The sequence below is a fragment of the Leisingera sp. S2M4 genome (assembly GCF_055398055.1).
The window spans coordinates 1,168,825-1,191,419 of sequence record NZ_AP040861.1 but is presented as its reverse complement, the minus strand read 5'-3'; the positions used below and the strand labels follow the sequence as shown (position 1 = coordinate 1,191,419).

15 protein-coding genes and 1 tRNA gene are annotated in these 22,595 nt (G+C 62.2%); 13 read left to right on the top strand and 3 right to left on the bottom strand.

The window, feature by feature from the left end; all coding sequences use genetic code 11:
- Positions 1-167: 167 nt before the first annotated feature.
- The 3 genes from ACZ52D_RS05860 (at position 168) to tuf (ending at position 4,454) form a co-directional block, all read left to right on the top strand.
- On the top strand, positions 168-2,516 hold the full coding sequence (locus ACZ52D_RS05860; RefSeq protein ID WP_464442827.1) for a DNA topoisomerase IV subunit A: 2,349 nt from the start codon (positions 168-170) through the stop codon (positions 2,514-2,516).
- A 50-nt stretch (positions 2,517-2,566) separates the two neighbouring features.
- Positions 2,567-3,154 carry a hypothetical protein gene (locus ACZ52D_RS05855; RefSeq protein WP_464442826.1) on the top strand — a complete coding sequence of 196 codons (588 nt, stop codon included), beginning with the start codon at positions 2,567-2,569 and terminating at the stop codon, positions 3,152-3,154.
- Between the two features lie 124 nt (positions 3,155-3,278).
- Positions 3,279-4,454 carry an elongation factor Tu gene (tuf, locus tag ACZ52D_RS05850; RefSeq protein ID WP_222456126.1) on the top strand — a complete coding sequence of 392 codons (1,176 nt, stop codon included), beginning with the start codon at positions 3,279-3,281 and terminating at the stop codon, positions 4,452-4,454.
- Positions 4,455-4,703: 249 nt separating this feature from the next.
- Here tuf and ACZ52D_RS05845 read toward each other — a convergent pair whose 3' ends face one another.
- Positions 4,704-5,399: a lysophospholipid acyltransferase family protein gene (locus tag ACZ52D_RS05845; RefSeq protein WP_369923937.1), complete on the bottom strand. Its 696-nt coding sequence runs from the start codon at positions 5,397-5,399 to the stop codon at positions 4,704-4,706.
- 183 nt (positions 5,400-5,582) lie between these two features.
- Between ACZ52D_RS05845 and ACZ52D_RS05840 the strand changes: the two genes are divergently transcribed.
- Positions 5,583-5,658: transfer RNA gene (locus ACZ52D_RS05840), tRNA-Trp, on the top strand.
- Positions 5,659-5,694: 36 nt separating this feature from the next.
- On the opposite strand, the gene ACZ52D_RS05835 is transcribed toward ACZ52D_RS05840, so the two are convergent.
- Positions 5,695-7,857 (bottom strand): O-linked N-acetylglucosamine transferase, SPINDLY family protein, encoded by a 2,163-nt coding sequence (locus ACZ52D_RS05835; protein WP_464442825.1) that lies wholly within the window; start codon positions 7,855-7,857, stop codon positions 5,695-5,697.
- A gap of 203 nt (positions 7,858-8,060) precedes the next feature.
- Between ACZ52D_RS05835 and secE the strand changes: the two genes are divergently transcribed.
- Both secE and nusG read left to right on the top strand, forming a co-directional pair.
- Positions 8,061-8,258 carry a preprotein translocase subunit SecE gene (secE, locus tag ACZ52D_RS05830; RefSeq protein WP_222456138.1) on the top strand — a complete coding sequence of 66 codons (198 nt, stop codon included), beginning with the start codon at positions 8,061-8,063 and terminating at the stop codon, positions 8,256-8,258.
- A 212-nt stretch (positions 8,259-8,470) separates the two neighbouring features.
- Entirely contained in the window at positions 8,471-9,004 is a 534-nt protein-coding gene (nusG, locus tag ACZ52D_RS05825; protein WP_222456137.1) for a transcription termination/antitermination protein NusG, read from the top strand.
- A gap of 75 nt (positions 9,005-9,079) precedes the next feature.
- Here the strand turns inward: nusG and ACZ52D_RS05820 are convergent, their stop codons facing one another.
- Positions 9,080-9,706: a hypothetical protein gene (locus ACZ52D_RS05820; protein WP_464442824.1), complete on the bottom strand. Its 627-nt coding sequence runs from the start codon at positions 9,704-9,706 to the stop codon at positions 9,080-9,082.
- Positions 9,707-9,974: 268 nt separating this feature from the next.
- On the opposite strand from ACZ52D_RS05820, the gene rplK reads away from it, so the two are divergent.
- The 7 genes from rplK (at position 9,975) to rpoC (ending at position 22,467) form a co-directional block, all read left to right on the top strand.
- Positions 9,975-10,400 (top strand): 50S ribosomal protein L11, encoded by a 426-nt coding sequence (gene rplK / locus ACZ52D_RS05815; RefSeq protein ID WP_222456135.1) that lies wholly within the window; start codon positions 9,975-9,977, stop codon positions 10,398-10,400.
- A 1-nt stretch (position 10,401) separates the two neighbouring features.
- Positions 10,402-11,100, top strand: coding sequence for a 50S ribosomal protein L1 (rplA, locus tag ACZ52D_RS05810; RefSeq protein ID WP_222456134.1), 699 nt, complete (start codon positions 10,402-10,404; stop codon positions 11,098-11,100).
- Positions 11,101-11,208: 108 nt separating this feature from the next.
- Positions 11,209-12,444: a glycosyltransferase gene (locus tag ACZ52D_RS05805; RefSeq protein ID WP_464442823.1), complete on the top strand. Its 1,236-nt coding sequence runs from the start codon at positions 11,209-11,211 to the stop codon at positions 12,442-12,444.
- 369 nt (positions 12,445-12,813) lie between these two features.
- Positions 12,814-13,332 carry a 50S ribosomal protein L10 gene (rplJ, locus tag ACZ52D_RS05800; RefSeq protein ID WP_369923942.1) on the top strand — a complete coding sequence of 173 codons (519 nt, stop codon included), beginning with the start codon at positions 12,814-12,816 and terminating at the stop codon, positions 13,330-13,332.
- An 81-nt stretch (positions 13,333-13,413) separates the two neighbouring features.
- Positions 13,414-13,788 (top strand): 50S ribosomal protein L7/L12, encoded by a 375-nt coding sequence (rplL, locus tag ACZ52D_RS05795; RefSeq protein WP_008559766.1) that lies wholly within the window; start codon positions 13,414-13,416, stop codon positions 13,786-13,788.
- A gap of 247 nt (positions 13,789-14,035) precedes the next feature.
- Complete coding sequence (rpoB, locus tag ACZ52D_RS05790; protein WP_222456131.1) at positions 14,036-18,172, top strand: DNA-directed RNA polymerase subunit beta; 4,137 nt, start codon at positions 14,036-14,038, stop codon at positions 18,170-18,172.
- A gap of 53 nt (positions 18,173-18,225) precedes the next feature.
- The gene (gene rpoC, locus ACZ52D_RS05785) at positions 18,226-22,467 is read left to right on the top strand and encodes a DNA-directed RNA polymerase subunit beta' (protein WP_464442822.1); all 4,242 of its coding nucleotides are present in this window, start codon (positions 18,226-18,228) and stop codon (positions 22,465-22,467) included.
- Positions 22,468-22,595 lie beyond the last annotated feature (128 nt).

Below are 22,595 nucleotides of genomic sequence, written 5' to 3'. Positions count from 1 at the left end.
CGCCGGACGCGGCTGCTTGGTTCCGTACTATCTAGTGCGGGGCGGGCGTCTGGAAACAGGGGAGTGTCCGACGTCTTCTCCCCCTTCGTGCAGCCGGGGGCAGGATCGCGCCGGTTTTTCGCAAGGCCGTGCTTTACCAAACCGGGTCACGCAAGTATCACCGAACCATGACCGACTTGGTAGAAGATCCCGACATGCCCGACGCCCCCGAACAGGGTGAAATCCTGGAACCGCTGCGCCGCGCCATTGGCGAGCGCTACCTGACCTATGCGCTCAGCACCATCATGCACCGGGCGCTGCCTGATGCCCGCGACGGGTTGAAGCCCGTGCACCGGCGCATCCTCTATGCGATGAACCGCCTGCGGCTCAGCTCCACGGGCGGCTTTCTGAAATCGGCCAAGATTTCCGGCGATACCATGGGCGATTTCCACCCCCATGGCGACGCCGCGATCTATGACGCGATGGCGCGTCTGGCGCAGGACTTCAACGTCCGCTACCCGCTGGTCGACGGCCAGGGCAACTTTGGCAACATCGACGGCGACAACCCGGCCGCCTCGCGCTACACCGAAGCGCGGATGACCTTTGTCGCCGAGGCGATGCTGGAGGGGCTGAACGAGGACGCGGTTGATTTCCGCGACAACTACGATGGCCGCCTGACCGAACCGGCGGTATTGCCTGCAACCTTCCCGAACATCCTGGCCAACGGTGCGGCCGGCATCGCGGTGGGCATGGCGACCAACATCCCGCCGCACAACATCGCCGAGCTGATCGACGCCTGCATCCATCTGATCAAGACACCGGATGCCCGTGATGACACGCTGTTGAACTACGTGCCTGGTCCCGACTTCCCGACCGGCGGCGTGATTGTCGAGCCCAAGGAAAACATCGCCAAGGCGTACCGGACCGGGCGGGGGTCCTTCCGCCTGCGCTGCACCCATGAGGTCGAGGACCTGGGCCGCGGCCAGTGGCAGATCGTCGTCACCGAGATCCCCTATCAGGTTCAGAAGTCCAAGCTGATCGAGAAGATCGCCGAGCTGATCCAGACCAAGAAGGTTCCGATTCTCGCCGATGTCCGCGACGAATCGGCGGACGACATCCGCATCATCCTGGAGCCCAAGTCCAAGAACGTGGACCCCGAGGTTCTGATGAACATGATGTTCCGCAACTCGGACCTCGAGATCCGCTTCAGTCTCAACATGAACGTGCTGATCGACGGCGTGACGCCCAAGGTCTGCTCGATGAAAGAGGTGCTTCGGGCCTTCCTCGACCATCGCCGCGACGTGCTGCAGCGCCGCTCGCGCCACCGGATGGAAAAGATCGACCACCGGCTGGAGGTGCTCGAAGGCTTCATCATCGCCTTCCTCAACCTCGACCGGGTGATCGACATCATCCGCTATGACGAGGACCCGAAGGCCGCCCTGATCCGGGAGGACTGGAGCAAGGACCACCCCCGCGCCCTTACCGAGGCCGAATACATCACCCCGGCCCCCGGCGTCGGCGAACTGACCGAGGTGCAGGCCGAGGCGATTCTCAACATGCGCCTGCGCAGCTTGCGCAAGCTCGAGGAAATCGAACTGGTCCGGGAGCGCGACGCTTTGCGCGCGGAGCGCAACGAGCTGGTGGAGCTGCTTGGCTCGGAAGCCTTGCAATGGTCCCGCATCACCGAGCAGCTGAAGGAGACGAAGAAGCAGTTCGGCAAGGATTACGAAGGCGGCGCGCGGCGCACGCGCTTCGCCGAGGCCGGGGAGGTCGAGGAAGTCCCGCTGGAGGCGATGATCGACCGCGAGCCGATCACGGTGGTCTGCAGCCAGATGGGCTGGATCCGGGCAATGACCGGCCATATCGACCTGAAGCGCGACCTGAAGTTCAAGGATGGCGACGGCCCCCGCTTCATCTTCCATGCCGAAACCACCGACCGGTTGCTGGTATTCGGGTCCAACGGGCGTTTCTATACGCTGTCTGCCGCCAATCTACCGGGCGGGCGTGGCATGGGGGAACCGCTGCGGCTGATGGTCGATCTGCCCAACGAGGTGGAGATCGTCGATCTGTTCATCCACAACCCCGAGGGCAAGCTGCTGGTCGCGTCGGATGCGGGCAACGGGTTCATCTGCGCCGAAAAGGACATCGTGGCCCAGACCCGCAGCGGCAAGCAGGTCCTGAACGTCAAGGACGACGAGCGAGCCAAGATCTGCATCCCCGTGGAAGGCGATCACGTGGCGATCGTGTCGGAAAACGGCAAGTTCCTGGTGTTCTCGGTCGAGGAAATGCCGGAGCTGACCCGTGGCAAGGGGGTCCGGTTGCAGAAGTACAACATGGCCCGCGGCAAGCAGGGGGCGCTGGAACTGGATGGCGGTCTCAGCGACGTGACCACGTTCAACTGGGATGAAGGTCTGAAATGGGAAATGGGCGGCGGCAAGACCCGCCATGAAGCCGACCTGACCCAATGGCTGGGCAAGCGCGCCGGTGTCGGCAAGCGCCCGCCGCATGGCTTCCCGCGCAGCTACAAGTTCAAATGAGCGGGCGCGGATAGTCCCTGTTTCACGACCTGAAGATTGGAAGAATTGACATGACCCGGATAATCGCCCTCTTCGCCGCACTAAGCCTGCTGGTCGCCTGTGGTGAGACCCGCCTCGACGAGGCGCCAGAAGATCTGGGCGCCTTCCAGGCGCGCATCGTACATGTCTATACCGAGAAGGCGCTGCAATGGCCGATGTCCCGCAGCGCCGATCACAGCGAGTGGACCGATCCGATCAAGTCGGCTCTTGAAACCCGGCTGCGGCGCTACGAAGGCGGTCAGCAGTATGATGTCGCGGTGACGCTCGAAGGTTTCATGCTTGCGCCGGCAGGGGTGCCGGTGTTGTTCTCGCCAAAGAGCGTCGTGGTCGTGAACGTCTTTGTCTACGACGTGGAGCAGGAGAGGTTCCTCGCCAAGAAGCACCAGATGGAGATCTTCGAAAGCACCACCGGCGAAAGCGCGCTGGTCGGCTCCGGGCATGCCCGCAGCAAGCAGGAGCAGATCCAGGGTCTGGCCGTCAATATCGCCGACAAGGTCGAGGAATGGATGGCGGAGCAGCACCGGGAACAGGGCTGGTTTGCACCACGTGACAGTGCCGAAGATCAGGCGGATCCGGCAGCGGCGGCACCTGCGGGCTGAGCCCGCAGAATTCCGCAGCTGTCAAGCAGGAACGGGTTGATTTTTGCGTGCAAACCAAATAATCCGCCCGCGCAGAGGTAACCGGGTCAGTGCTGACCCCTCATTTCAAAAGGGCGCCTAAGGAATGGCTAAGGAAAAGTTTGAGCGTAATAAACCGCACGTCAACATCGGCACCGTTGGCCACGTTGACCACGGCAAAACCACGCTGACCGCAGCGATCACCAAATACTTCGGTGACTTCAAAGCCTACGACCAGATCGACGGCGCACCGGAAGAAAAAGCCCGCGGCATCACCATCTCCACCGCCCACGTGGAATATGAAACCGAAGCGCGTCACTACGCGCACGTCGACTGCCCCGGCCACGCCGACTACGTGAAGAACATGATCACCGGTGCGGCCCAGATGGACGGCGCCATCCTGGTTGTGAACGCAGCCGACGGCCCGATGCCGCAGACCCGCGAGCACATCCTGCTGGCGCGTCAGGTTGGCGTTCCGGCCCTGGTTGTCTTCATGAACAAGGTTGACCAGGTCGACGACGAAGAGCTGCTGGAGCTGGTGGAAATGGAAATCCGCGAGCTGCTGTCCTCCTACGAGTTCCCGGGCGACGATATCCCGATCATCGCGGGTTCCGCGCTGGCGGCGATGGAAGGCCGTGATCCGGAAATCGGCGAAAACAAGATCAAGGAACTGATGGCGGCTGTGGATGAGTACATCCCGACCCCCGAGCGTGCGGTTGACCAGCCGTTCCTTATGCCGATCGAAGACGTGTTCTCGATCTCCGGCCGCGGTACCGTTGTGACCGGCCGTGTCGAGCGTGGCGTGATCAACGTTGGCGACGAAATCGAAATCGTCGGCATCAAAGACACCACCAAAACCACCTGCACCGGCGTGGAAATGTTCCGCAAGCTGCTGGACCGCGGTGAAGCAGGCGACAACATCGGCGCCCTGCTGCGTGGTGTTGACCGTGAGTCGGTTGAGCGTGGCCAGGTTCTGTGTAAGCCGGGCTCCGTGACCCCGCACACCAAGTTCGAAGCCGAAGCCTACATCCTGACCAAGGAAGAAGGCGGCCGTCACACCCCGTTCTTCGCGAACTACCGTCCGCAGTTCTACTTCCGCACCACCGACGTGACCGGCACCGTGACCCTGCCGGAAGGCACCGAGATGGTGATGCCGGGCGACAACCTGAAGTTCGGTGTTGAGCTGATCGCTCCGATCGCGATGGAAGACGGTCTGCGTTTCGCCATCCGTGAAGGCGGCCGCACCGTTGGCGCCGGCGTCGTGTCCAAAATCATCGAGTAATCAGGTCTCCTGATACTGGATGGAAAGGGCCTCCCTCGGGAGGCCCTTTTTCTATGCGTGGCAGAGGGCAGGGGCGGGTCGCACGAGCGCGCTCTGCTTTTGGCTTTCTGTCGAATGCGCGCCAAAGTCTTCAAAGCCTCCAGCGGAGCTTCGAACGGGAGCAGCCAGACTATTGGCAAGGCGCGGGAAAATGGGGGGCGACGGAACCCCAGTTGCAAGCCGGGGTCGAGGCGGCGCGGGGAGCTGACGTCAGCCGGTTTGGACGCTGCCCTTCACTGCGGCATCGGCCGCATCGGTGATTTCCTCCAGCGACGCTTCCAGGCTCTGACGCAGGGCCTCCACCTCATCGTCCGTCGGCTTTTTCGGCACTTCGTCGCGCCATTCCTGGCACATCAGCACACCGCGCGAGAAGGGCAAGGGGAGCATCTGCTGATCCCAGGTCGGCAGTTTGAGCACTTTGCGTTCAGCAAAGGCCACCGTGAAGACCCGGCAGCCGGTCATCCGCGCCCAGACGATGGGCACGGTGGAAGACACCCGCGCCGGCCCGCGCGGCCCGTCGGCGGCAATCCCGATCGAGCAGCCCTCCCGGGTGCGGCGCAGGACTTCGCGTGACAGGGCCACATGGCGCTTGTGGCTCGACATCGGGATTGTCTCGAATCCGAGCCGCACCAGGATCTGCCCCGCCAATCGCCCGGCCCGTGCCGAGGAGGTCAGCGCGCAGATACGTCCCAGCGAGGTGTCGAACAGGTAAGGTGCCATGATCAGCCGCTGGTGCCAGAGAACGAAGATCACCGGCTCGCCGCGGCGCACGCAGGCGTCCATCTCTTCAAAACCGCTGCGCCGCCACCGGGATGTCCGAAAGGCGAATCGCACGTAGCCGGCAAGCAGCCCCTCGACGGTGCGATTGAAACGCGGACTGTCGGCTATCTTCTTTCTCAGGCTCACGGGAGGCTGCTCTTTCTGTTGGTGGCGGTCGGGCCGAGGTCAACCGGGCCGGTTTTGCCCCGTCATACTGCATGGCCGGGCCGGGGCAAAGCCCGGCACCGGTGGAGGTTGCAGTTGCTGGCAGAAAATCCGTTTTTCCCTCTTGCCACCAGTGCGTCGCTGCCGTAGGACATGCCGCACCACAGGGGTATAGCTCAGTTGGTAGAGCGACGGTCTCCAAAACCGTAGGTCGCGGGTTCGAACCCTGCTGCCCCTGCCATTTCCCACAGATACGAATTGCGTCCGCCCTCGTTCATCACGCCGAGGCAGCCTGCGATGCAATGTCGAGATGATCCGCCGCTTGCCCGTTGAGGTAGCGTGCGAAGACCGCATCAAAGCCTGCTTCGACCTGACGACATTGTCTTTCGGCGCAAAACAGGGGAGCCAGGGCCTGCTGATCCAGAAGCTTGTTGCGCAGGGCCTGCAGCGCGTCCGGATCAGCCGCGAGCGTTGCCGCCTTGGATTCGTAATCCGCATCGTCCGAGGCGATCAGTTCGCCCAAGCCAGCGGCCTGGAGCAAGCTCGCGCCGGTGCGGGCGGCGTATTGCTGGCCGGCCAGCGTGAGGACCGGCAGACCGGCTGCGAGGGCGGCGCGTACCGCGGTGCTTGCGTTCACGACAAAGGTATCGAGAAACAGATCCGCCACAGCCAGCCTGTCTTCGGATGCAGCCGCATCGGTGCCGGCAGCAAAGATCAGGCGGTCGGGTTCAATGCCGCGCTTGGCTGCGGCACGGCGCAGGTTGGACGTCGCGTGATCATTGGCTTCCAACAGCCACAGGCTGCTGTCCGGGGCCTTGGCGAGCACGCGCATCCAGATGTCGAACACCCGCGGCGTGATCTGGCTGGAGTTGGCAAAGCTGCAGAAGACGGCTCCGGTTTCCGGCAGGCCGTGTTCCGCGCGACGCTGCGCGAGGGTCTCGGGGTTGCGCGCTGCCGGACGTGCGGTAATCGCGCTATGTCCTACGGGCAGGCGCAGGAGATGCTCGCTGTGAAAGCGTTCGCTGCCGGGTGGGCAGGTGGTCGCATCGCCCAGCAGATAGTCAAATGCCGCGGTGCCTGACGTGCCAGGGTAACCCGGCCACGCGACATGCAGGGGCGCGAGCCGTTCAGTGAACAAGCGGGCGCGGGCCGTCGTGGCGTTGCCGCTGAGGTCGATCGCGATGTCAAGGTGCTGCTGTCGTGCTGCCTCTGCGACCTGGGCAGGCGCTTGGCCGCCGCAGTCGTGCACCTTGAGGCCCAGGTTCTGAAATCCCTCACGCGTCGCTTCGTCCAGGCAGCCGCTATGCGCAAACATCAGCACCTCAAAGCGTTGCGCATCATGGGCCGCCAGCATCCTGCCGTGGCTCATCAGCACCTGGGGGGCTTGCGAGCTGACGAAGAAATATCCCAGCCGCACGCGCTCGGGGCGCTGTTCGGGTCGGGCGTGGGACACCGGCGGCAGGGTAGGCAGCTGGTCGCTGGCGAAGGCCTGCGCACGGATCCGCAGCAGGTCCGGGTTGTCCTCCATCTGCATCAGCGCACTGGGCTCACACCCGGCGCCGCGCAGACCCAGCAGGCGACGGTGGCTGTCGTATTCCGCAACCCAGCGCCAATCGTTCATCGCCGCCAGCGCAACGAGGCGCTGGGTGCGGGCCGGATCATGGGCCGGGTTTTCCTGCAGGACCCTGTCAAAGCAGGGCAGCGCCCGGGCGGGCTCACCCGCCTCCAGTTGCAGCAGGCCGAGCTGGTAATGCGCCCCGGTCAGGGCGGGGTTCAGCGTGGCGGCCTGATCGAACAGCGCCTTGGCGTCCTCCGTCTGCCCCAGTAGCAGATACAGTTTCGCGAGTTCGGCATGCAGCGCGGCATCCTCCGGCGCCAGCGCAACGGCATTGCGCAGATGTGACGCCGCCGCGGTGGTGCGCCCCTGAGTGGTCAGCGCCTCGGCCAGGCTGCGCAGGGCCAGCAGGCAGGCCGGGTCCAGCGTCAGAGCTTCTTCGTAAAGACGGACCGCCGTGTCCAGCTGTCCGCGTGCCATGTGGACGCGGCCCATCGCAGCGTGGGTGCTGGCGACCCGCGGGTCGATGCCAAGCGCCCTGTTCAGGCAGGTGGCGGCATTGTCCAGATGCCCGGCAGCCAGGTGACAGCGGCCGAGGAAATCCCATAGGAAATGCGATTCGCGGAACGTCTTGAGCAACGCGCCGCAGCTTTCCGCAGCCTCGAAATGCTGACCCGCGGCCAGGGCCCCCTCCAGTTCCGCCCGGGTGTCTTCGGAGGGTTCGCGCTGCTCGCGCAGCCGGTCACGCAGCGAGGTCAGGGCTTGCGACGCGCGCGCGTTCTTGGGGTTGCGGGCCAGGATCCCCGAATAGGCGAGGACCGCATTCTCGAGCTTGGCATCCCGTTCGAATTGTTCCGCTTGGGAGAGGGAATAGGCTGGTGTCATGGCATCCGATCTCATCAAATCCGCGAGTGTTGGGCCGTCGTGCCGGTGGTGCGGCGCGGCCGGGCTGTCGTCCGTTCTGTCGCAAGTGGATTAAAATTGGATTGACCGGGCGCGCGCTGGCGGGGCTGCCGTTGCACAGGGCTTGAATTCACTGCCTGCAGGCGTTAAATCGCCAACACTGCTAGCAGAGAGATCCCCCCAGCATGGCGACTATTAATCCAGTTCAGTTTATCCAGCAGGTTCGTGCCGAAGTGTCGAAGGTCGTTTGGCCGACCCGGCGTGAGGTGCTGCTGACCACGGTCATGGTCTTCATCATGGCGGCGCTTACGGCGGTGTTTTTTGCGCTGGTCGATCTCCTGATCCGCTTTGGCCTTCAGGGGCTTCTGGGGATGTTCAGCTAAGCCTGCGGCAGTATTACGGCTCCGGCCCGCACCCGCCGCGCGGCACTTGATCTTGGCGGCAATGGGCGGTACGTGAGCGGGAACTATTGAGGCGGGCGTGCAGCGATTCGGTTTGCACGCCGCTTTTTGTTGAAGAGCGCAGCATTTGCTGCAACGTATGAACAGGCAGCGGCGCGGCATTTGCCGGCCCGGCAGAACAAGGACGACGGTTCATGGCGAAACGGTGGTATTCGGTCAGCGTTCTTTCGAACTTCGAAAAGAAAATCGCAGAGCAGATCCGCACCTCGGTCGCTGAACAGGGCCTTGAGGACGAAATCGACGAGGTACTGGTCCCCACCGAAGAGGTGATCGAGATCCGCCGCGGCAAGAAGGTCTCGACCGAGCGCCGTTTCATGCCAGGCTACGTGCTGGTGCACATGGAAATGTCCGACCGCGGCTACCACCTGATCTCCTCGATCAACCGCGTCACCGGCTTCCTCGGCCCGCAGGGCCGCCCGATGCCGATGCGCGACGCCGAGGTGCAGGGCATCCTGGGCCGCGTCGAGGAAGGCGTCGAGGCACCGCGCACCCTGATCACCTTCGAGGTGGGCGAGAAGGTCAAGGTCAACGACGGCCCGTTCGAGGATTTCGACGGCATGGTCGAAGAGGTCGACGACGACAACCAGAAGCTCAAGGTCACCGTGTCCATCTTTGGCCGCGAAACCCCGGTGGAGCTGGACTTTACTCAGGTCACCAAACAGGGGTGATTGGCCCCTCAGTGGAATTCATGGCGCCGCGTTGCAGATGCACCGCGGCGTTTTCTTTGGTGCTTTGGAGGCGCCTTAGCGGGAAACATCGCCACTAATTCCCTGAAATGGGTCTCCATAAACGGCTATTATGGGCCAGTGCTTTGCGTTTCCAGGCTCATACTCGAAAAGAAGGAAGGCCGAGCGGATACTGGGATGGGCCTCTATGGCTTCGGCTGTAAGCCATCGGCGAGCTGCGATAGAAGTCAGCCAAGGCTCTGCCGTGTGAATGAGTAGCACATCGACCTCCAACCCTCTCGCGCTGTACTTTCTTCCCTTCTTGTCGATAACCTCTTTCAACTTCTCAAGAAATTTTTCTTTCGACCATCGCGCATCCCGGAACAGCTGACCTGCAAACGGCGTTTCACCTTTGGTGGCTCTTTTTTTGAGGTCCTGATCAACCAATTGCACCAGTTCAACCTTGAGCTCCCGATCCGCGATTGAAACAAAGAAATCAGGGGGATCCTGCGGATTGGCGCGTGGCGTTGCCATTTCTATACCAAACTCGGCAAGAACTGACTTGCGCCACTCTTCAATGGTGCTGATCTCCACGATCTGCTTGTCGTCACTGTTTTCATAATTGAATACCCCGGCGTAACCGTGCCCCTTATTCACAATCCGAACCCAGCGCCCTAGGTCGTCGTTCGTTTCGTCGTCACTCATGGTTTTTTCTTCCCAACAGCCGTCCCGTAATTGATCGGGTTTATATGGGGCCGAAGGCCCGTGGCATAGGACGGGGAATAGGAAAAAGTCCTAACCGGCCTTTGTGGAAGCCCCCCCTTGCCAACCCCACCATTCCCCTATACATGCCGCCCCTATCGTCTTCGGGCGAGATTCTCTCGTGGGAGATGGACGGGTCGCGACCCTGACGTCCGACCACGCAACACACACCGGGCAGGACGCGTCTTGTCCTCGTTGAAAGGAAAACCAAATGGCTAAGAAGCTTGTTGGTTCGATGAAGCTGCAGGTTCCTGCAGGTCAGGCAAACCCCTCTCCGCCGGTTGGCCCCGCTCTGGGTCAGCGCGGCATCAACATCATGGAATTCTGCAAGGCGTTCAACGCCAAGACCGCAGACATGGAGCCCGGCGCGCCGTGCCCGACCGTGATCACCTACTATCAGGACAAGTCCTTCACCATGGACATCAAGACGCCGCCCGCGTCTTACTACCTGAAGAAGGCTGCCAAGATTAAATCCGGCGCGAACAACCCGTCGCGCGAGACCGTCGGCACCGTGACCGTGGCCCAGGTGAAAGAAATCGCCGAAGCCAAGATGAAAGATCTGAACGCCAACGACATCGACGCGGCAATGCAGATCATCCTGGGCTCTGCCCGCTCCATGGGCATCGAGGTGAAGTAAGATGGCAAAGCTCGGTAAACGTACCCGCGCGGCGCGCGAAGCTTTCGCTGGCAAGGAAAACCTGTCCGTGGAAGAAGCTGTTGCCCTGATCAAGGCCAACGCCAACGCCAAGTTCGACGAGACCGTCGAGATCGCCATGAACCTGGGCGTCGACACCCGCCACGCAGACCAGATGGTCCGCGGCGTGGTCGGTCTGCCGAACGGCACCGGCAAGGCGATGCGTGTTGCTGTCTTCGCTCGTGGTGCCAAGGCTGACGAAGCCAAGGAAGCCGGTGCAGACATCGTCGGCGCCGAAGACCTGATGGAAACCATCCAGGGCGGCACCATCGAGTTCGATCGCTGCATCGCGACCCCGGACATGATGCCGGTCGTTGGCCGTCTGGGCAAAATCCTGGGCCCGCGCAACCTGATGCCGAACCCGAAAGTCGGCACCGTGACCATGGACGTGAAAGCGGCCGTGGAAGCAGCCAAGGGCGGTGAAGTCCAGTTCAAGGCGGAAAAAGGTGGCGTTGTGCACGCAGGCGTCGGCAAAGCGTCCTTCGACGAAGCCAAGCTGGTCGAAAACATCCGCGCCTTCGTGTCGGCCGTGGCCAAGGCCAAGCCGACCGGTGCCAAGGGTGCCTACATGAAGAAAATCAACCTCTCCTCGACCATGGGTCCGGGCGTCACGGTTGATGTCGACAACGCGGTCAGCGAGTAATCGCGACATAACGCGACTGCTATGTAGGGGCGTCCCGGTTGGGGCGCCCTTTTTTCATGGACATGGGGCTGTGCGCAGGGTCTATCTTGGCGCCAGAAGACTAGCGACATGAAGGTCGATATGAGGCAGCCCGCGAGCAACAGACTCCTGATCTATGCGCCTGTGCCCCTGTACCGGGTGGGCGAACAGCTGTTTCTGGAGGACCAGGCGCGGGTAGGGCTGCGTTTGTGGGCGGATAATTTCGCCACCGTCGCGGCAATGATGCCGGTCATTGATGCGCCGCCGCCAGAGGGGTGGAGCCCCTACGAGGCGGGCAACATCGATCGCGTGGTCCTGCACCCGCTGCCCTGCGCCTATACCCCGTTGCGGTTTGCCCGGTGTCTCGGTCCGACACGGGCGCGGATCGCGGCGTTGATTGATGAGGCCGACATCCTGTCATTTGCCATTGGTGGGCTGTTTGGCGACTGGGGCGCGGTGGCGAGTTTCGTGGCGCATGGCAAGGGCCGTCCCTTTGCTGCCTGGACGGATCGTGTCGAAAGCGCCGTGACGCGGCTGACAGCGGCCAGCGGGTCGTTCAAGACCCGGCTGCGCAAGCGCCTGACCGCGGGGCCCATGTGGCAGCTGGAGAAGGCGGTCATTCGCCGCGCCGCCGTGGGGCTGTTTCATGGCAGGGACACCTTTGACACCTACGCCGCGTTCTGTCGCAACCCCAAGGTCGTGCATGACATTCTGCTGGATCGCAGTCTGCAGATCACGGAGGAGGACTTCACGGCCAAGCAGCGCGCGAGCGGGCAGGGGCCGCTGCAGATCGTTTATGCGGGTCGGGCGGACGACATGAAGGGGCCGCTGGAGTGGCTCGAGGCCTTGGCGGAGCTGAAAGCTGGGGGCGTGGACTTTCGCGCGCGCTGGCTCGGCGATGGCCCCATGTTGGCAGACATGCGGGGCGCGGCCGAGCAGGCGGGGATCGGTGATGTCGTTGCGATGCCCGGTTTCGTGGCAGATCGCGAAGCGGTGATTGCGGCTCTGCGGCAGGCGCATCTGTTTGTCTTCTGTCACAAGACGCCGGAAAGCCCGCGCTGCCTGATCGAGGCGTTGATGTCCGGCACGCCGATCGTAGGCTATGACAGCGCGTACGCGCGTGAGCTGGTGGAAGGCTTTGGCGGCGGTCGATTTGTTGCAAACGGCAGCGTTGCAGCACTCGCAGATGTAATTTCCGACCTGTCGCACGCGCGTGGGGCCTTGCTGGACCTTCAACGGGCAGCGCGCCAGGACGGGCAGCGGTTTGACCAGGACAGTGTCTTCCGGGACCGGAGCGAGATCCTGAAGCAGGCGCTTGCCGCTTGAGTGCGGGATGACCAGCCCTGACCGTGGGCTTCGAGGTCGCGGTGCCACGCGCTGCGGCAGGAAGGCTGCCAGAGCCGTTTTGGGCAGGGGTGTTTTTGCCCTTGGAAAAGCGCTCGAATAGGACTATCCACGGCCTTGAGATAAAGCGTGCGATTCGTCGTGCGCTTTATTTCATTTCGTCCAAGATGGTGGGTGGCCTCTCGATCGGGCCTTAATTTCCCTCCTGAGACGGGTAAGACCATGAAGATCGAGGGTTTTCATTCCCTCGGGCGGATTTGGCTGATCCCGTAAAACGGACCTGAACGCCGGTTCCTCGGAATCGGCAAACATGAGCCGGGATGCGAGAGCATCCCTAACTTGGAGAGAACTGTGGATAGAGCCCAGAAAGAGAAAGTGGTCGAGGAACTCGGCCAGATCTTCGAAAGCTCTGGCGTCGTGGTGGTTGCTCACTACGCCGGTCTGACAGTTGCCGAGATGCAGGATCTGCGCGCACGTGCTCGTGACGCGAACAGCTCCGTGCGTGTTGCCAAAAACAGGCTCGCCAAAATCGCCCTCGAGGGTAAGCCGTGTGAAAGCATGTCTGACCTGCTGACAGGGATGACCGTTCTGACCTACTCCGAAGATCCCGTGTCCGCCGCCAAGGTGGCCGAGGATTTCGCCAAGGAAAACAAAAAGTTTGAGATCCTTGGCGGTGCAATGGGTGAGAACGCTCTGGACCGCGCAGGCGTTGAAGCCGTGTCGAAAATGCCCTCCCGTGACGAGCTTATCGCTCAGATCGCAAGCATGCTCGGCGCACCTGCTTCCAACATCGCCGGCGCAATTGGCGCACCTGCAAGCAACATCGCAAGCATCCTTTCGACCATCGAAGAGAAGGCGGAAGCTGCGTAAGCGGTTGGCACTGAATGACTGGCGTGGGGCTGAAGCCCGCACGTTGGAACACACATACTGTAAACGGAAAGAGCTGATACAATGGCTGATCTGAAAGCACTCGCAGAAAGCATCGTGGGTCTGACCCTGCTGGAAGCACAAGAACTGAAAACCATCCTGAAAGACGAATACGGCATCGAGCCCGCAGCAGGCGGCGCGGTTGTCATGGCAGCTGGCGGCGACGCTGGCGGTGCAGCCGAAGAAGAAAAGACCGAATTCGACGTCGTTCTGAAGAACGCTGGCGCCTCCAAGATCAACGTGATCAAGGAAGTTCGCGGCATCACCGGCCTGGGTCTGAAAGAAGCCAAGGAGCTGGTCGAAGCCGGCGGCAAGATCAAAGAAGGCGTGGACAAAGCCGAAGCAGAAGACATCAAAGGCAAGCTGGAAGCAGCTGGCGCCGAAGTCGAGCTGGCCTAAGTCCTGCAACTGGTGCATTTCAGGTGCATCGGAATTTTGGCTGGGTCCGGAGTTTTCCGGGCCCAGCCGAACCTGTCTTAGAAAGGGCCCTTGCGAGGGTGCTTTTTCAGGCGAGGTTCAAGGGATCGGGAGGCTACCTTCGGGACGGTGGCCATGAATTGATCCGAACGCGCTGTCTCGTATGGGCAAGGTGCCGGGGCCCGGCGGCATCCTTGACCGGTGAGAACTCGGAAAGGTGACATCTGACATGGCTCAATCGTTCCTTGGCCAGAAACGTCTACGCAAATATTACGGCAAGATCCGCGAAGTGCTGGAAATGCCGAACCTCATCGAGGTGCAGAAATCGTCCTACGACCTTTTCCTGCGCTCCGGTGACGCCGATGAGCCGCTGGACGGCGAAGGCATCAAGGGGGTCTTCCAGTCGGTTTTCCCGATCAAGGACTTCAACGAAACCTCCGTTCTGGAGTTCGTGAAATACTCGTTCGAGAAGCCGAAATACGACGTCGAAGAGTGCATGCAGCGCGACATGACCTATTCGGCGCCGCTGAAGGTCACCCTGCGGCTGATCGTATTTGATGTTGACGAGGACACCGGTGCCAAGTCGGTCAAGGACATCAAGGAACAGGATGTCTTCATGGGCGACATGCCCCTGATGACCCCGAACGGCACCTTCATCGTCAACGGCACCGAGCGCGTGATCGTGTCCCAGATGCACCGCTCGCCGGGCGTGTTCTTCGACCACGACAAGGGCAAGACCCATTCTTCGGGCAAGCTGCTGTTTGCCTGCCGCATCATCCCGTACCGCGGCTCCTGGCTGGACTTCGAGTTTGACGCCAAGGACATCGTCTACGCCCGTATCGACCGTCGCCGCAAACTGCCGGTGACAACCCTGCTCTATGCCCTCGGCCTGGACCAGGAAGGCATCATGGATGCCTATTACGATACCGTGCACTACAAGCTGGAGAAATCCCGCGGTTGGGTCACGCCGTTCTTCCCGGAGCGCGTGCGCGGCACCCGTCCGACCTACGACCTGGTCGATGCGGCAACCGGTGAAATCATCTGCGAAGCGGGCAAGAAAGTCACGCCGCGGGCCGTCAAGAAGATGATCGAGGAAGGCTCCATCACCGAGCTGCTGGTTCCCTTCGATCACATCGTCGGCAAATTCGTCGCCAAGGACATCATCAACGAAGAAACCGGCGCGATCTATGTCGAGGCCGGCGATGAGCTGACCCTGGAATACGACAAGGACGGCGAACTGATCGGCGGTTCCCTGAAGGAACTGCTGGACGCGGGCATCACCGACATTCCGGTGCTGGACATCGACAACGTCAACGTCGGTCCCTACATGCGCAACACCATGGCGCAGGACAAGAACATGTCCCGCGAAACCGCGCTGATGGACATCTACCGCGTGATGCGCCCGGGCGAGCCGCCCACCGTTGAAGCAGCCTCCGCGCTGTTCGACACCCTGTTCTTCGATTCCGAGCGCTACGACCTGTCGGCCGTGGGCCGCGTGAAGATGAACATGCGCCTGGCACTCGATGCCGAGGACACCCAACGCACCCTGCGCAAGGAAGACATCGTTGCCTGTATCAAGGCGCTGGTCGACCTGCGTGATGGCCGCGGCGACGTCGACGACATCGACCACCTGGGCAACCGTCGTGTCCGCTCCGTCGGCGAACTGATGGAAAACCAATACCGCGTCGGCCTGCTGCGCATGGAGCGTGCGATCAAGGAGCGGATGTCCTCCGTCGAGATCGACACCGTGATGCCGCAGGATCTGATCAACGCGAAACCGGCTGCGGCCGCGGTGCGCGAATTCTTCGGCTCCTCGCAGCTGTCGCAGTTCATGGACCAGACCAACCCGCTTTCTGAAGTGACCCACAAACGCCGTCTCTCGGCGCTTGGTCCGGGCGGTCTGACCCGCGAACGCGCAGGCTTCGAGGTGCGCGACGTTCACCCGACCCACTATGGCCGGATGTGCCCGATTGAAACGCCGGAAGGTCCGAACATCGGTCTGATCAACTCGCTCGCCACCTTCGCGCGGGTGAACAAGTACGGCTTCATCGAAACCCCCTACCGGGTGGTGAAGGACGGGCAGGTCACCGATGAGGTGCACTACATGTCCGCGACCGAGGAAATGCGTCACACGGTGGCGCAGGCGAACGCCAACCTCGACGAGAACAACCGTTTCGTGAACGACCTCGTGTCGACCCGCCAGTCGGGCGACTACACGCTGGCGCCGAACGAAAGCGTTGACCTCATCGACGTCAGCCCGAAACAGCTGGTTTCGGTTGCGGCCTCGCTGATCCCGTTCCTCGAAAACGACGACGCCAACCGCGCTCTGATGGGCTCGAACATGCAACGTCAGGCGGTTCCGCTGCTGCGGGCCGAGGCGCCGCTGGTCGGCACCGGCATCGAAGGCAAGGTTGCGATCGACTCCGGCGCGGCCATCCAGGCCAAGCGTGCGGGCATCATCGACCAGGTCGACGCGCAGCGTATCGTGATCCGCGCCACCGAGGATCTCGAGCTTGGTGATGCGGGCGTTGACATCTACCGTCTGCGCAAGTTCCAGCGCTCCAACCAGAACACCACCATCAACCAGAAGCCTCTGGTCAAGGTGGGCGACAAGGTCGTCAAGGGCGAGGTCATCGCCGACGGTCCGTCGACCGACATGGGCGAACTGGCTCTGGGCAAGAACGTGGTCGTCGCGTTCATGCCGTGGAACGGCTACAACTACGAAGACTCCATCCTGATCTCCGAGCGCATCGCGCGTGACGACGTCTTCACCTCGGTCCACATCGAGGAATTCGAAGTCGCCGCCCGTGACACCAAGCTCGGCCCGGAAGAGATCACCCGCGACATCCCCAACGTCGGCGAGGAAGCCCTGCGCAACCTCGACGAGGCGGGCATCGTCTACATCGGTGCCGATGTGGAGCCGGGCGACATTCTGGTCGGCAAGATCACTCCGAAGGGCGAAAGCCCGATGACCCCGGAAGAGAAGCTGCTGCGCGCCATCTTCGGCGAAAAAGCATCTGACGTGCGCGACACCTCGCTGCGCGTGAAGCCGGGCGATTACGGTACCGTGGTCGAGGTGCGCGTCTTCAACCGCCACGGCGTCGAGAAAGACGAACGTGCGCTGCAGATCGAGCGTGAGGAAGTCGAGCGTCTGGCCCGTGACCGGGACGACGAGCTGGCGATCCTGGACCGCAACATCTATGCGCGTCTGCGCTCGATGCTGGTCGGCAAGATCGCGGTGAAGGGTCCGAAAGGCGTGCGCGCCGGTACCGAGATCACCGAGGAGCTGCTCGACAGCCTGAGCCGTGGTCAGTGGTGGATGCTGGCGCTGGAAGACGAACAGGACGCTCAGGTCGTCGAGGCCCTGAACGAGCAGTACGAGGCGCAGAAGCGCGCCCTGGATGCCCGTTTTGAGGACAAGGTCGAGAAGGTCCGTCGTGGCGACGACCTGCCGCCGGGCGTGATGAAGATGGTCAAGGTCTTCATCGCGGTGAAGCGCAAGCTGCAGCCGGGCGACAAGATGGCTGGTCGTCACGGGAACAAGGGTGTGATCTCGAAAGTGGTGCCAATGGAGGACATGCCGTTCCTCGCCGACGGTACCCCGGTCGACTTCTGCCTCAACCCGCTGGGCGTGCCGTCGCGGATGAACGTTGGTCAGATCCTCGAAACCCACATGGGCTGGGCCGCACGCGGTCTGGGCATCAAGGTGGACGAGGCGCTGCAGGAATATCGCCGGTCCGGCGACCTGACCCCGGTGCGCGAAGCGATGCATCACGCCTACGGCGACGATGTCTACGACGAAGGCATCGCCAACATGTCCGAAGAGGAACTGGTGGAAGCGGCAAGCAACGTCACCCGTGGTGTGCCGATCGCGACCCCGGTCTTCGACGGCGCCAAGGAAGACGATGTGAACGACGCGCTGGTGCGGGCGGGCTTTGACAAGTCCGGTCAGTCGATCCTGTTCGACGGGCGCACCGGTGAGCAGTTCGCACGTCCGGTCACCGTGGGCATCAAGTACCTGCTGAAACTGCATCACCTGGTGGACGACAAGATCCACGCGCGTTCCACCGGCCCGTACTCGCTGGTTACCCAGCAGCCGCTGGGTGGTAAGGCGCAGTTCGGTGGTCAGCGCTTCGGTGAGATGGAAGTCTGGGCTCTGGAAGCCTATGGCGCCGCCTACACCCTGCAGGAGATGCTCACCGTGAAATCGGATGACGTCGCCGGCCGGACCAAGGTCTATGAGTCGATCGTCAAGGGCGAGGACAACTTCGAGGCGGGCGTTCCCGAGAGCTTCAACGTTCTCGTGAAGGAAGTCCGCGGCCTCGGCCTGAATATGGAACTCCTGGATGCGGAGGTTGAGGAGTAAGGGCCCCGCGCCCTTCTCCCGCTCCCCCCTTCCGCAAGATTTGAGGTATCAAAATGAACCAGGAAATCACCAACAACCCGTTCAACCCGCTGACGCCGCCGAAGGTCTTTGACGAAATCAAAGTCTCGCTGGCCAGCCCGGAACGGATCCTGTCTTGGTCCTATGGCGAAATCAAAAAGCCCGAGACCATCAACTACCGGACCTTCAAGCCCGAGCGCGACGGCCTGTTCTGCGCCCGGATCTTCGGCCCGATCAAGGACTACGAATGCCTGTGCGGCAAGTATAAGCGGATGAAATACCGCGGCGTCGTCTGCGAAAAGTGCGGCGTCGAGGTCACTCTGCAGAAAGTGCGCCGCGAGCGCATGGGCCACATCGAACTGGCGGCACCGGTTGCACACATCTGGTTCCTGAAGTCGCTGCCGTCCCGCATCGGCCTGATGCTGGACATGACCCTGCGCGATCTGGAGCGGGTCCTGTACTTTGAAAACTACGTCGTCATCGAGCCGGGCCTGACCGACCTGACCTATGGTCAGATGATGACCGAAGAAGAGTACATGGATGCCCAGGACCAGTACGGCATGGACGCCTTCACCGCCAACATCGGCGCCGAGGCAATCCGTGACATGCTGGCCCAGATCGACCTGGAATCGGAAGCCGAGCAGCTGCGCGCTGAACTGGCCGAAGCGACCGGCGAACTGAAGCCCAAGAAGATCATCAAGCGTCTGAAGGTCGTCGAGTCCTTCCTCGAGTCGGGCAACCGTCCGGAATGGATGATCATGACCGTGATCCCGGTCATCCCGCCGGAACTGCGCCCGCTGGTGCCGCTGGACGGTGGCCGTTTCGCGACCTCCGACCTGAACGACCTGTACCGCCGCGTCATCAACCGGAACAACCGTCTGAAGCGCCTGATCGAGCTGCGCGCGCCGGACATCATCGTCCGCAACGAAAAGCGGATGCTGCAGGAATCCGTGGACGCGCTGTTCGACAACGGCCGCCGCGGTCGCGTCATCACCGGCGCCAACAAGCGCCCGCTGAAGTCGCTGTCCGACATGCTGAAAGGCAAGCAGGGCCGCTTCCGTCAGAACCTTCTGGGTAAGCGCGTCGACTTCTCCGGCCGTTCGGTCATCGTGACCGGTCCCGAGCTGAAGCTGCATCAGTGCGGCCTGCCCAAGAAGATGGCGCTGGAGCTGTTCAAGCCCTTCATCTACTCGCGTCTGGAGGCCAAGGGCCTGTCCAGCACCGTGAAGCAGGCGAAGAAGCTGGTCGAGAAAGAGCGTCCCGAAGTCTGGGATATCCTCGACGAGGTGATCCGCGAACACCCGGTGATGCTGAACCGCGCACCGACGCTGCACCGTCTGGGTATCCAGGCGTTCGAACCCACGCTGATCGAAGGTAAAGCTATCCAGCTGCACCCGCTGGTCTGCTCGGCGTTCAACGCGGACTTCGACGGTGACCAGATGGCTGTGCACGTCCCGCTGAGCCTCGAGGCCCAGCTGGAAGCGCGCGTCCTGATGATGTCGACGAACAACGTTCTGTCGCCCGCAAACGGCGCGCCGATCATCGTTCCCTCGCAGGATATGATTCTGGGTCTCTACTATGTGACCCTGGAACGCGAAGGCATGCCCGGCGAAGGCAAGATCTTCGGCACGATCGAGGAAGTCGAGCACGCGCTGAATGCCGGTGAAGTGCACCTGCATTCCAAGATCACCGCGCGGATTCCGCAGATCGACGAGGAAGGCAACGAGGTTCTCAAGCGTTTTGAGACCACCCCGGGCCGTGTCCGTCTGGGCGCGCTGCTGCCGAAGAACGCCAAGGCGCCCTTCGAGCTGGTCAACCGCCTTCTGCGGAAGAAAGAAGTCCAGCAGGTCATCGACACCGTCTACCGCTACTGCGGTCAGAAGGAGTCGGTCATCTTCTGTGACCAGATCATGACCATGGGCTTCCGCGAAGCGTTCAAGGCCGGCATCTCCTTCGGCAAGGACGACATGGTGATCCCGGACAACAAGTGGTCGCTGGTCGATGAGACACGCGAGCAGGTGAAGGACTTCGAACAGCAGTACATGGACGGCCTGATCACTCAGGGCGAAAAGTACAACAAGGTTGTCGATGCCTGGTCGAAGTGTAACGACAAGGTCACCGAAGCGATGATGGGCACCATCTCCGCTGACAAGCGGGACGAGAACGGCGCCGTGATGGAGCCGAACTCGGTCTACATGATGGCCCACTCCGGTGCGCGTGGCTCGGTTACCCAGATGAAGCAGCTGGGCGGTATGCGCGGCCTGATGGCCAAGCCGAACGGCGACATCATCGAGACCCCGATCATCTCGAACTTTAAAGAAGGCCTGACCGTTCTGGAGTACTTCAACTCCACCCACGGTGCCCGTAAGGGTCTGTCGGATACCGCGCTTAAGACGGCGAACTCGGGTTACCTGACCCGTCGTCTGGTGGACGTGGCGCAGGACTGCATCGTGCGCGAGCACGACTGTGGCACCGAGCGTGCGATCACCGCGGAAGCGGCCGTGAACGATGGTGAGGTCGTGGCGTCCCTGGGTGAGCGTATCCTGGGCCGTGTCGCCGCCGACGACATCAAGCGTCCCGGCACCGACGAGATCATCGTTGCCGCAGGCCAGCTCATCGATGAGCGCATGGCGGATGCGGTGGAAGAGGCCGGCGTTCAGTCGACCCGTATCCGCTCGCCGCTGACCTGTGAAAGCGAAGAGGGCGTCTGCGCCATGTGCTACGGTCGTGACCTGGCGCGTGGTACGCAGGTGAACACCGGCGAGGCCGTCGGCATCATCGCGGCGCAGTCGATCGGTGAACCTGGCACCCAGCTGACGATGCGGACCTTCCACATCGGCGGTGTTGCGCAGGGTGGCCAGCAGTCGTTCCTGGAAGCCTCTCAGGAAGGCAAGATCGTCTTCGAGATGCCGCAGACCCTGGAAAACGCCAACGGCGAAGTTCTGGTTGTCGGCCGCAACATGAAGCTGATCATCCAGGACGAACACGGCGAGGAACGCGCCAGCCACAAGCTGGGTTACGGCTCCAAGCTGTTCGTCAAGGAAGGCCAGCAGGTCAGCCGTGGCGACAAGCTGTTCGAATGGGACCCCTATACCCTGCCGATCATCGCCGAGAAGCCGGGTACCGCGAAATATGTCGACCTGATCTCGGGCCTCGCCGTGCGCGACGAGACCGACGAAGCCACCGGCATGACCCAGAAGATCGTGATCGACTGGCGTGCGGCGCCCAAGGGCTCTGACCTCAAGCCGGAGATCATCCTGGTGGACAGCAACGGTGAGCCGGTGCGCAACGACGCCGGTAACCCGCTGACCTACCCGATGTCCGTGGACGCCATCCTGTCGGTCGAAGACGGCCAGCAGATCATGGCAGGTGACGTTGTCGCGCGTATCCCGCGTGAAGGCGCCAAGACCAAGGACATTACCGGTGGTCTGCCGCGGGTTGCGGAACTGTTCGAAGCCCGCCGTCCGAAGGATCACGCGATCATCGCCGAAATCGATGGTTACGTGCGCTTTGGTCGCGACTACAAGAACAAGCGCCGCATCTCGATCGAGCCGGTCGACGACACGCTGGAGCCCGTCGAATACATGGTGCCCAAGGGCAAGCACATTCCGGTTCAGGAAGGTGACTTCGTTCAGAAGGGCGACTACATCATGGACGGCAACCCGGCGCCGCATGACATCCTGTCCATCATGGGTGTCGAGGCACTGGCGAACTACATGATCGACGAGGTTCAGGACGTCTATCGACTGCAGGGTGTGAAGATCAACGACAAGCACATCGAGGTGATCGTTCGCCAGATGCTGCAGAAGTGGGAGATCTCCGACTCCGGCGACACCACCCTGCTGAAGGGTGAACATGTCGACAAGCAGGAATTCGACGCCGCCAACGAGAAGGCGCTGGCCCGCGGCAAGCGTCCGGCTCAGGGCGAACCGATCCTGCTCGGCATCACCAAGGCGTCGCTGCAGACCCGCTCCTTCATCTCGGCGGCCTCCTTCCAGGAGACCACCCGCGTTCTCACCGAGGCATCGGTGCAGGGCAAGAAGGACAAGCTGGTCGGCCTCAAGGAGAACGTCATCGTTGGCCGCCTGATCCCGGCCGGTACCGGTGGTGCGACCCAGCGCGTGCGCCAGATCGCCCAGAGCCGCGACAACGTGGTGCTGGAAACCCGCCGCGAAGAGGCCGAGGCAGCCGCAGCGCTGGCTGCGCCGGTCATGGACGACGTGGCCGACGACAGCGACCTGGACAACCTGGTGGAAACGCCGGAAAGCCGGGATTGATCCGCGCCTGACATGAATTGAAGAAGCCCCCGCATGGTGACATGCGGGGGCTTTTTCTTTGTCCCGGCAGGGCGGCAGTGTCCTGATTTTCGCGGCTCCCGCTTGCATAATTCCAAGGGGCGGCTTTT